Consider the following 878-nt stretch of genomic DNA (forward strand, 5'->3'; position numbering starts at 1 on the left):
CGGGTAGCGAGTTGGGTCATTGAGACGGAATAGTGGTGTCCGTTGCGCTGACACGTTTACAGTGAATGATGACGCCATCCTTAAGAGAAGTGCAGTTTATTCTCGCGGGGATGACGTCAACCCAAAGTACATCGACTCAGTCGGAAGGTCCCTTACCGATCAGACTCACCTCCAATCTCGTTTTATTATTATCACCTTTTGAAGGTGTTAATAGAATACTTTGAATACTAGGCGCGCTGAGGCTGATCGTTTTTGTTTTTGATACTGAAAATAGATTTGAGTTAATCATGTTTGTGACGCTGATATTTATTTTTTGCTCATCCTTATTCTTGCCTTGAGATAGAGATACGGAGTTCAGGGATGAGTGTTTGATATTTAATATTCTCTTCAGTATGTTGTAGGGTGAATGGTTACTTAAATGACTTTCAGAGTTGAAATCAATGACGACTGTAGGGGAAGATGTTTTAACTGCTGTCGCTGATAACATAACTATCTCCTTAGTTGAGCTCATAGAGTAATTTGTATTGCGGTCAGTTAAGAGCCAGGAAACGCTTTTTTTTATCTGTGGTATTTTCTTAAGAGATATGAAGTGGTTTTGTTATGTTGTTCATAAGGAAACGCATGGCTGTATTTCCCTTACAATGTATGTTCTATGAGAGTTAACTGATTATATGTGTTTGTTAATAGTCGATTATATTCAATTTAAATATAACCGACTGTTTAAGTATTTTGAATGCGATTAAATATCAACGCGTGATATCTGCTTCTGGTGACGGTTTTTCTGCTGTCGCGTTCGCCTTGTACCGTTCCATATACTGGTGCTGGAAAATGCACATGCGAATGGTATTCCGGTATTCGCCGTTAATAAAAAACTCGTG

1 protein-coding gene is annotated in these 878 nt (G+C 38.7%); it reads right to left on the reverse strand.

Annotated features, from left to right (window positions below; translation table 11 throughout):
- Positions 1–136: 136 nt before the first annotated feature.
- Positions 137–487 (reverse strand): hypothetical protein, encoded by a 351-nt coding sequence (locus tag J5224_RS31045; protein WP_264628857.1) that lies wholly within the window; start codon positions 485–487, stop codon positions 137–139.
- Between the last annotated feature and the right edge of the window lie 391 nt (positions 488–878).

It is taken from the genome of Candidatus Symbiopectobacterium sp. NZEC135, from assembly GCF_025962695.1.

Bases quoted from the DNA above. Each gene is read 5' to 3' on its own strand.
- J5224_RS31045 (WP_264628857.1), bottom strand. From the start codon at position 487: ATGTTATCAGCGACAGCAGTTAAAACATCTTCCCCTACAGTCGTCATT.